Annotated in this window: 13 protein-coding genes and 1 pseudogene; 7 read left to right on the top strand and 7 right to left on the bottom strand. The window is 45.2% G+C overall.

Features of this window, described 5'->3' with window-relative positions:
• The 3 genes from RMO35_RS20525 to RMO35_RS20515 all read left to right on the top strand — a co-directional run.
• A partial coding sequence (locus RMO35_RS20525; RefSeq protein ID WP_396135704.1) for a transketolase-like TK C-terminal-containing protein occupies positions 1 to 231 on the top strand: 231 nt, incomplete at its 5' end.
• 194 nt (positions 232 to 425) lie between these two features.
• A complete protein-coding gene (locus RMO35_RS20520) occupies positions 426 to 557 on the top strand; it encodes a hypothetical protein (protein WP_309743730.1) in 132 nt (43 codons plus the stop codon).
• Positions 554 to 892: a hypothetical protein gene (locus RMO35_RS20515; protein WP_309743727.1), complete on the top strand. Its 339-nt coding sequence runs from the start codon at positions 554 to 556 to the stop codon at positions 890 to 892. The genes RMO35_RS20520 and RMO35_RS20515 overlap by 4 nt, the downstream gene beginning before the upstream one ends.
• A gap of 31 nt (positions 893 to 923) precedes the next feature.
• On the opposite strand, the gene RMO35_RS20510 is transcribed toward RMO35_RS20515, so the two are convergent.
• The 6 genes from RMO35_RS20510 to RMO35_RS20485 form a co-directional block, all read right to left on the bottom strand.
• Complete coding sequence (locus RMO35_RS20510) at positions 924 to 1823, bottom strand: (2Fe-2S) ferredoxin domain-containing protein (protein ID WP_309743725.1); 900 nt, start codon at positions 1821 to 1823, stop codon at positions 924 to 926.
• Between the two features lie 49 nt (positions 1824 to 1872).
• A complete protein-coding gene (locus RMO35_RS20505; protein WP_309743723.1) occupies positions 1873 to 2277 on the bottom strand; it encodes a biopolymer transporter ExbD in 405 nt (134 codons plus the stop codon).
• A gap of 112 nt (positions 2278 to 2389) precedes the next feature.
• Complete coding sequence (locus RMO35_RS20500; RefSeq protein WP_309743721.1) at positions 2390 to 3013, bottom strand: MotA/TolQ/ExbB proton channel family protein; 624 nt, start codon at positions 3011 to 3013, stop codon at positions 2390 to 2392.
• Positions 3014 to 3015: 2 nt separating this feature from the next.
• On the bottom strand, positions 3016 to 4053 hold the full coding sequence (locus RMO35_RS20495) for a hypothetical protein (RefSeq protein WP_309743719.1): 1038 nt from the start codon (positions 4051 to 4053) through the stop codon (positions 3016 to 3018).
• Between the two features lie 94 nt (positions 4054 to 4147).
• Complete coding sequence (locus tag RMO35_RS20490; RefSeq protein WP_309743717.1) at positions 4148 to 5602, bottom strand: TonB family protein; 1455 nt, start codon at positions 5600 to 5602, stop codon at positions 4148 to 4150.
• 39 nt (positions 5603 to 5641) lie between these two features.
• On the bottom strand, positions 5642 to 5944 hold the full coding sequence (locus RMO35_RS20485; protein ID WP_309743715.1) for an Asr1405/Asl0597 family protein: 303 nt from the start codon (positions 5942 to 5944) through the stop codon (positions 5642 to 5644).
• 466 nt (positions 5945 to 6410) lie between these two features.
• On the opposite strand from RMO35_RS20485, the gene RMO35_RS20480 reads away from it, so the two are divergent.
• The 4 genes and pseudogenes from RMO35_RS20480 to RMO35_RS20465 all read left to right on the top strand — a co-directional run.
• On the top strand, positions 6411 to 6950 hold the full coding sequence (locus tag RMO35_RS20480; protein WP_309743713.1) for a Dps family protein: 540 nt from the start codon (positions 6411 to 6413) through the stop codon (positions 6948 to 6950).
• A 57-nt stretch (positions 6951 to 7007) separates the two neighbouring features.
• Complete coding sequence (locus RMO35_RS20475; protein WP_309743711.1) at positions 7008 to 7157, top strand: hypothetical protein; 150 nt, start codon at positions 7008 to 7010, stop codon at positions 7155 to 7157.
• A gap of 59 nt (positions 7158 to 7216) precedes the next feature.
• Complete coding sequence (locus RMO35_RS20470) at positions 7217 to 7594, top strand: hypothetical protein (protein ID WP_309743709.1); 378 nt, start codon at positions 7217 to 7219, stop codon at positions 7592 to 7594.
• Positions 7594 to 7920: pseudogene (locus RMO35_RS20465) on the top strand (NAD(P)/FAD-dependent oxidoreductase); the annotation flags it as partial. The gene RMO35_RS20470 and the pseudogene RMO35_RS20465, both read left to right, overlap by 1 nt.
• A gap of 376 nt (positions 7921 to 8296) precedes the next feature.
• Here RMO35_RS20465 and RMO35_RS20460 read toward each other — a convergent pair.
• Positions 8297 to 9391 carry an ISAs1 family transposase gene (locus RMO35_RS20460; protein ID WP_309743707.1) on the bottom strand — a complete coding sequence of 365 codons (1095 nt, stop codon included), beginning with the start codon at positions 9389 to 9391 and terminating at the stop codon, positions 8297 to 8299.
• Positions 9392 to 9540: the final 149 nt, after the last annotated feature.

The following is a 9540-nucleotide window of genomic DNA, read 5'->3' as shown; positions in this document are numbered from 1 at the left end:
TTCGACGAACAAGACGCAGCTTACAAAGAGTCCGTCTTACCCAAAGCTGTCACCAAACGGGTCGCAGTCGAAGCAGCTTGCAGCCTTGGCTGGCACCGCTTCATCGGACTCGACGGTGGTTTAGTCACAATCGATCGTTTTGGTGCCTCGGCTCCTGGTGGTGTAGTCATGGAGAAATTTGGCTTCACCGTCGATAATGTCGTTGCTACTGCTAAAAAAGTTTTAGGTTAATTCAGCTAACAAGTTTAACCTAGATTTAAAGGTGGGCTATGGCTCACCTTTTTTGTTTTTAACATCGCGATCGACAACAGACATATCGTTAGCGTTTGGCGTTTATCACCATTATCCCACCGCAGCCATAAACGACCGTTGTGGTTTTCGATTTGAATCTTCATCAAATTAACTCTATTAAGTAAAGCGATCGGTTGGCAATGCTCAAAGATGTTTCTCAATACTTACCAATGTCATTTTTTTATCAGACTTTACCGATATTCATGCGGCAGCAAGGGGCATCATTAGAAACAGTTGGCGCATTGGAGTTGTTAGCATTACCTTGAATGTTAAAATTTTTATGGTCGCCATTAGTCGATCGATTCAGCCTCGATCGCCTCGGCTGGCGATCGTGACAGGTGCGATGATGCGACCGTTATTAATCGATCTCAAGTTTAGTCTGACTGAGATCGGTCAAATTATTGGAGTTGTTAGTTGCAGTGCAGGAATTATTGGTTCATTTGTCGGTGGATCGATCGTCAATAAATGGGGTGTAGAAGGACCATTATTTGTTGCGACTGGTCTATGTCTATTGAGTGTTTTGCTCGTTCAACAATGGAATGCAGGCGGGCAAAAATTACAAAACAAAAGTGATAATGGTAGTATAAGTTGCGAGTTATAATCTTAGAAGTTTGTTAGCAATCGATATCACTTTAATCCTGCGAAGGTTGAGGATATAAATGTCTGGTTAATTTCTGATTTTTGCCTAAATGCTGAGTGACAATTTCCTTGGCAACATCAGGAGTTACTCGTGTATACCAAGTATGTTCACGATCGCGATCGTCGCCCGAATAAAAGACAATCGGCCCCATTTTACAGACTTGCAAACAGCCAGCCGCAGTTAAATCTACATCCAGATTAGCTGCTTTTAATTCTACGGCGATCGCATCATAAACCGACTGCCAATCGCGACCATTATTACACCGAGTGGATCGACAGACAGAAATATAAGGACGAGTCAAAGGATTGGTTTCATAGGGAATATCTATTGTCCCCAGCACATAAATCTGGCGCAGATTTTCGTACACTGCTAGCTTGGTGAGATCTGGTTGATGTTCTGGCAAAAAGTCTTCACCTTCACCCAAAAATGGATTAGGCAAAAAGATCGTCATCATCTTTTCGCCTTCCCCATTCCAGAACTGAATGCCCCAGCTTTGTGCCTTGCCTTGGGCGTTTAATTGTCGATATAATGCTGCTCGACTAACTTGCCGCGCTTGACGGAGTGCTGGAGAATTGGTGCGCTCCGGGCCACCTTGGTTTTCGCCAATGCACAGGTGCATGTGCCAGCCTTGGGAAATTACAGTGAGATATCCATCATACATCCAGCAAGCTTTGGGTGCAGCCTCAAATTCTAACTCTAAGACGCTACCATTAACGACATGACCTAATCCCAATTCTTGCCAATGTTCTTGAAATAGAGAATGCAGCATCGGCCCCAACACATCGAAGGTAGCCGGAAAGTCTTCATACTCGGATGAATTGTCTGCATCGAGTCGTTCTAGATCGATTTTATTTAATGGTGTCACCCGCCGCTGGAAAATATCAGACTTCATCTATCTTCATCACTAACTAACTTAAACTATTACCTATTGCCTATTCTTATTACTGCCTCTTAGTCGCAATTCCCATCTTCACTCCTGGAATTTGGCGAACTCGATCCATCACCGCAACTACTTGTCCATGACCGACTTTTTCATCGGCATTAATTACTACTAGCGACTCTTCATTTTTATTACCTAGTGCTTGAATTTTGGGCGTTAAGCTAGCCAAATCTGTCGGTTGACGATTGAGGGCGATCGCACCTTGAGGATCGATCGTCACCACGATTTTGGTTTGGTCTTGAGTTTTGCCAGAACTCGCACCAGGCAGATTGACGGGCAATCCTTCTGTTCGACTTAGTAATAGGGATGTCATTACAAAGAAGGTCAAAATCGCGAAAATCACGTCCATGAGTGGCACGATATTTACTTCGGGCGCACGATCGTCGGTATCGGTTAGTAGTCGCATGTTTTTAAAATCACGAGCGATGAAATGAATATTAAAGTCAGTAGAAGTAATCGATCGATTACCCCTACTTTAAGATCGAACTATAGTTGCAAATCTATTTAACCAACGATGCTTACTGTTGCCAATTACGACGGTGAATGAGTTCTAATTGACCTGTGGATTCTTGAATTTGAGACATTTGTCGTTGATACAATGCCCGAAATAGATTCGCACAAAGAGAAGCCATCACGGCGACAACTACGCCTGTTGCCGTACTAATTAAAGCTTCGGCAATACCGCCGACGACGTTATTTGCACCCGCCCCAGCACTCTGACCGATTTTTAGGGAAGAGAATGAAGCAATTAAGCCTGTTACGGTACCCAAAAGCCCCAGCAGTGGGGCTAATCCAATAATGGCATCAAAAATATCAATAAATCGGCGTAAGATCGGAATTTCGGCATGAGCTTCGCTCTCTAGTGCCAACCGAAATTCATCAGGTGTCGCATCTTTTAGGCCGATTGCCGCCATAAAGATTCTGGCGATCGGTAGATCTTGTTCGCGTTCTAGTCGATCGATAACTAGTGGCGATCCATTCTGATATAAATCTAATACTGCCCTAATCATTGGTTTCTCTCTGCGACCGATTTTAGTCCAGAAATATAGCCTTTCAATCCCAAGAGCGATCGTGAGGATCGAACCAAACAGCAGGGGATACATTACCGCGCCACCTGCATTAAAAGTTTTAATAAAGTCCATAATTATTGCATTTTTCCTGCTTTCCAAGTTCCTTCTATTTTACTACCATTGGCAGCAGTTAAGACTCCTTTGCCTTCCCGATCGCCATCTTTAAATTCGCCAGTAAATTGTTCGCCACCTTTGTATTTACAGGTAGCTTTACCATTTAGCTCGCCATTGCTAAATTCTCCCTCACAACGATTTCCACCTGTAATGATTACACCTTTACCGACAAATTTACTATCTTTAAATTCTCCAGTATAACTGTCTCCATTTTTAAATTTATAGGTGCCAGTACCATTGAATTTTCTCGCCGCAAAATCACCAGTATAGTTGTCGCCACTAACTAGAATTAAGGCTCCTTTGCCACTGGGGGTACCATTAATAAAGGTACCAGTATAAGTATTACCATTTTTATATTTGCGAGTCCCTGTCCCCGCAAATTGTCCGGCTTTAAATTCACCTGAATAAGTACTCTTATCGGCAAAAGTCATCACACCTTTACCATCTGGCTTATCGTTAGCTAAATTACCTTGATAACTATTTCCATTTTTGTATTCGCAAGTACCAGCTCCATTGAGTTGAGTATTTGTAGCAATTCCGGTACAGCGATCGCCATTTTTAAAGGTAAATGCACCTTTACCTGCGGGATCTCCATTTTTGAATTCGCCCTGATAACCGCCGCCACCCGCCGCGATATAATTACCGATGCCATTGGGTTCGCCCTTGACAAAATCGCCTTCATATCGATCGCCATCTGGATAAGTTCTGATTCCTTTACCCTCAATTTGACCGTCTTTAAATGCGCCTTGATAGCTGCCGCCAGCGGCGAATGTATACTTACCAGTCCCAGAAAATTTACCGTCTTTGAAAGAGCCAGTATAGGTATCTTTACTAGCATATTTGCAAGTGGCTTGCCCGTTTAAAACTCCTCTACTCACTTCACCCTCGCATTTACTCCCATCGGGCAATGTGATGCTGGCGGCGATCGCGTGATGAGATTGAGATAGTGAGACTGCAACTCCGATTGCACTCGTAATTAATATTTTGAAATAACTCATATAACCCAAACAACTTTTATCGAATAAATATTACTGTATTAGTACTAAAAATGCCCAACGTTAGCGATCGAATTTAATAGTAATAGCAGTCTAATCATAGTAAGATATTCGCCTTTACTACTCGTTCTACTACTTTCCCTGGGGGGCTAAATTGCATTTGTTTGACTCCATTAATCACTACTCGATCGATCGTCGAATTACCGCTAGATTTGGTGATACTCGCACTAGTGACATTACCGCTGGGATCGATGGCGATCCTGATCCGTAATTTATCTTTGCCACCATCGCGATCGTCTAAATCTGTCAGTCCGCTAATTTCGCATCTGTTGATACATTGCAAGCCAAATGCTTTCCCACCAGCGTCGTCACTGCTGGTATTCCCTGGATTTGGTTTCAAGCCAGCACCTGGCTCGGCTCTGGCACCGCGCCAACTATTGCCTGGAGTGACACCGCTAGGTTCACCATCACTTCTAGTAGTAATACTAGAAGTATTCCCAGCTAATCTAGTGCCTAGCTTTCCGCCGCCAGTAGGTTTATTTGCCAATCCTGACTGGTTGTTACTGGAGCCTGCAAAATCGTCATTGCTGGGAGCCTTGACTTTGCTGGGTGCGACGTTACCAAAGTTGTCATCACTGGCAGTATTACTACCAGGCGTATTCCCAGCTAATCTATTGCCTAGTTTTCCGCCGCCAGTAGGTTGCCCCGCCAATCCTGACTGGTTGTTGCTGGAGCCTGTAAAGTCGTCGGGGGTGGGTGTTTTAATTTTGCTCGGTGCGACTTCCCCAAAATCTTGTTCTGGAGTTGGTGCGGGTGTATCTGTCGATCTCGCAAGTTGGCGATTGGGTGAAGTACTCGCCAACCCTGATTGATTTTCACCGATGGGCGTTCCCGGCTGAGGCTCTGTGACTATTTTCTGCTGTTGCGGTGGAGGGGTAGTAAAAGTCGGCGATTTTACTACCTTTTGCTTGGGTGTTACCGGAGTTTCTGCTAGCGGTTGCGCTGGTTTGAATAGTTCGTCAGGAAACTCTGGAGCTACCACTTTTAATGGCGGTTCGATAGACTTGGGTGCAGGTTTACTAGCAGGTTTAGTGGGAACTCGTTCGCGTGGCGTCGGCTTCGCCGGATCGATGAAGTTATCGAGTGCTGATGCTGTCTTGACGATCGGGGCTGGTTTTTGCGCTACCTGGGCAGGTACTTTGGCGATCGGCACTGGTTTAGCTGGAGCTGTTTTTGGCTCCAGTGTCGCGGGTACCTTAACGATCGGGACTGGTTTTGCCGCCTCTGGCTTTGGCTCTACCTTTGTAGGAGCCTTAACGGGGGCTACTGTTGGCTGTGGCGCAGGTTTTGCTGGTGGCTGCTCAGTCTCGACATCTACCATCGTAATTTCCATCGGTTCGTCGATCGCGGCGGTGGGCTGCCACCAATGAGCGACTCCAGCGATCGCCGCAATGTGGAACGCGATCGAGCCACCCACCCCAGCCAGCAAGATAGTCAGCAGATTTTTGTCGGCATTCCGTCTGGATATAGCACTGAAACTCGATTGTTCCATAATTGTTGGAATTTATACAGCTATGATTGATTACTTTGGCTAGCGATCGTGTAACTCACTGCCATGTCGATTCTCGCGTCTAGCAGAGGCTATGCCAACGGCTGGTATAGTGAAGCAGCGATCCAACCAATCCACCAATTGACTGCGATCGAGCGATTGCGTCCGAGTCACGCTCCAAACTTGAATAGCCGCAGTGGGCGTGTCTACTGTCACTAATAAGAGTTGCCCAGTGGAACACTTACAAGGAATTTTCAGCTCTTGAAGACGGCGATGTATCTGCCAGCGCTCGCCCCAGGCTATATCGACGATCGAGATCCAGTCTGAGTAATTTACTTGTTCCATTTTAATTGGGATTCTCGTTCCGTAAGCGCAAAGCGCAGGCGTTGCCAACGCGTTGGCGTAAGCCTGCCTTGTGCACAGCGTTTGCCTTAGCAAAGAGGCTACGCCAACGATGCTTTTGCTTAAATTCAGAATACCTTAAATGATAATTAGAAGCAACAAGTTGATAGCTATGTTAGCACCAGGCGACATCAATTAGAGCTAAAAATCTTTAAAAATCTCTGCTAGCCTAGATTGTGGGCGAATGAGTCGCGCCGGAGCTGTTACTAACTTTTATCAATAGTACATCTTATCGATCGAGCAGCTCAAATGAGATGTGAGCAGGTTTACAGCACGTCCCCCGACCCAAACTACTCGTGCTAAGATACTTAACTAAGACTGCTTTGTTAAATCAATCGATGACGATTAGCTGTAAAAATATCGAATAGTCTGGTTAAAAAGTTAACCTTAAATAGAAAGCGAGAAATTTATGACAACATCACAGAGCTTAATGCGTGGATTTGGTGAAGTCGGAGCTAACGTCGTGGGATTGGATCTTACGGTAACTGAGCCAGTGTGTGAGGGCTTAAATATCGCTTTGGCAAGTTTTCAGGCTTTATACTTGCAATATCAAAAACATCACTTTGTCGTAGAAGGCGCAGAATTTTACTCGCTGCACCAGTTTTTTGAAGATGGCTACGAGCAACTCAAAAGTCACGCTCATGATGTTGCCGAACGCTTGGATGGCTTAGGCGGAGTCCCTGCGGCGAGTTTTACCAAATTGGCAGAACTTTGTTGTTTCACCCCTGAAGCCGATGGTGCCTTTAACTGTCGGACGATGTTAGAAAATGACTTGGTAGGCGAACAAGCAATTATCGCGCTGATCCGCAGCCAAGCTAGTCAAGCTGAAAGTTTGGGCGATCGGGCAACACTGCATTTATACGAGCAAATTCTGCTAAAAACCGAAGAGAGAGCCTATCATATCGGTCACTTTTTGGCTCCTGATACCTTGGTCAGATCTTTGAATTAGCAGATCTCCGATCGCACCAACCTTCCTTTCTTAGTAGGGGCAATGTCTTATGTTGTCTTGTCTCGCATAATCCGGGAACGGCGCATCGAACGCGTGGCGGGGCTAATTCCAGGGATCGAAGTCGATGGTGGTGCCAAACCATTTGCCGGACATCCCGACGAACTCGTGACTGACGGTTTGGATGGATGGTTTGGACGATCGATTTAGTTGGTTTAGCACGAGAATGCTCGCTAAATCTTAGGAAATTCGCTCTCACTTAATTTGGAATGCAATTACCGTGTATTAATTTATTATCACTCAGTTCTTGTACCAAACAGATTCCTTATCTAGGAACTGGAATCGCCAGTGAAGATGGGCAGATAAATCATGGTTTCAAAAACCTCACTACTTATCCAGAATTAATTGATGCTATTCCCGAACTAACTGCGGATCGAGCATTGAAGGATTTGGTGAGTTCTTTGAATACTAGTAATAGCCGATTTTTTACAACTGGATGCTTCAGTCAGACGATCGATGAAAAATCTAGCTATCGGCATTATGGCTATCTGGAATTTTCTTGGAATTGTCAGGTTTGTATCAGGGATGCGATTAACTATTTTTCGCTATTCTTTCATTTTCAACAGTTTTTATCCGAACATCAGTAGCAGGGGTAACGGGAGTGCAAGTCAAGCCCAAAGGACAAGCCGAAGCCCAATTGCTGCCCGTAGAAGGGGCGTTTATCTATCAAAGTGGCTCCAAACCGATTACCGATTTTGTGGGGGGTCAGGTGGAGCTAAATGCCGATGGTGGGATTGCGGTAGATGAATTGATGGCAACGAATGTCGAGGGAGTTTGGGCGATCGGGGATATTCGGAATACACCGTTTAAACAGGCGGTGGTAGCGGCTGGAGATGGCTGTATTGCGGCGATGTCGATCGATCGTTTTCTCAATCGGCGTAAGTCAATCAAGCCCGACTGGGATCATTCTTAGCGAAAAGTCGGCAACAGTAGATCGCTGGTATCGCCCAGAAAAATTCGGCTGGATCGATTAGGCTTTGCCTACGCTTCGCGATCGAGTGCATACTGTTGTAAATAGTTCGCCGACATCAATTTTGGTATTGTCAAAAGGTGCATTTTAGTAATTGACATAGCACGATCGACAGGGAGCATCCCACTTTTCACTCCCTTGCGCCCTCACCCGGAAGCTTCGCATCCTGCCCTCGCCTCTGGCTCTGGCTCCCCTCTGTCTTGTCTCGCTGTCTTGTCGTTTTTTTATTCGGGGGGAACCCCCGAATAAAAACGCCGCTAAACCGTCGGGAAACAGAGGCGTGCGCGAGCCGCTCCCAAGTTTGGGAGACAGGGTGGTTTCATACAAGGAAAGAAAAAACATCATCAACTTGGTTAGCCCACAAACGCAAAGCTTGAGGGACAGTGCGAATACCAGCTCGACGCACTAAAGTAACGATCCAAGTGAAGAAAATTGCCCAGTTAACTGGAGCATGACCACCCAATCTGGGTGGATAATCCTCACTAAAGGTGACATCTTGCACCCAATGGAGGCGATTTTCAATTGCCCAGTGACCACGAATGAGGGTCATATAGCGATCGGCAGATAAGCTCTGACTACTCAGATAGTAGATAGTTTCAGTAAAAGGCTTCTCAGCACGAGTACCAATGCGGTGAACCATAATGACACTCTTTAAACCAATCCATTTGGTCAATAATTCGGCAGGTGCCGCAAAGACACTGACACTGCGCTCGACACTCCGACCATGACTACAATCAAGAACACTAGCGTGACTAATTGCAGTCTGAGTTTGAGCTGTTGACTCAATCGTGCGATAAAGAGTCGGTTGATTTTGTTTGACGGCAATTAGACAATGATGACCTGCGGTGTCAATAGCTTGTAATGTCGCTATTTGAGTATGTAAGGCATCGAGTGAAAATGTCTGTCCTGTTGGCAATTTGGCTAAATCACTAATTAAATTTTGAGCTACACCAATCTCGCTTTGCTTTTTATTTTGCATGATTTGGAGTTGAACTACACCTGCGGCTTGGTCGTCATAGACCGAGACCAAACTGGTGAAATTACGCTCTCTTGTATTACCGCCAGAACTAGTACACTTAATGCTTTTACCATCAATCGATAGCAATCGATTCAGTAACACTGGCGTTGTGCCTAATGCCCAGACATTAAACACTTTGACTAAGTATTGTGGTTCCACTTCGATCGCGATCCGCCTGAATGTTGAGTACGATGGTGTCGATTTTCCTGGTGGTAACTCTAATAACTCCTCTAATTGCTCTTGGTGTAATTTGGCAAAGTCCGCTAGCGATCTATATCCGATGTATCCACATAAGCTGCCGATTAGACTCATCAACAAGATTACCCATAATGAATATTTTTTGCCTTTTGCTTTCCGATGGTCTGGTATTTGCTTTAATTGTTGTGTGAGGAGCATTTAGACTAGTTTCCTTTGCGAGGTAACTTAGTCTATCCTCATTTTTCTTTTCTTGTATGAAACCACCCTGACCGCTCAAAAAATGAGTGGGGTGGGCGAGGCGCGAACAACTTCTAGGACTTAGGCGCATCTTGAGATTGAATGTATTG

This window comes from Chamaesiphon sp. OTE_20_metabat_361, from assembly GCF_031364565.1.
The sequence above is the reverse complement of the archived record's forward strand: the minus strand, read 5'-3'. Positions and strand labels throughout refer to the sequence as shown.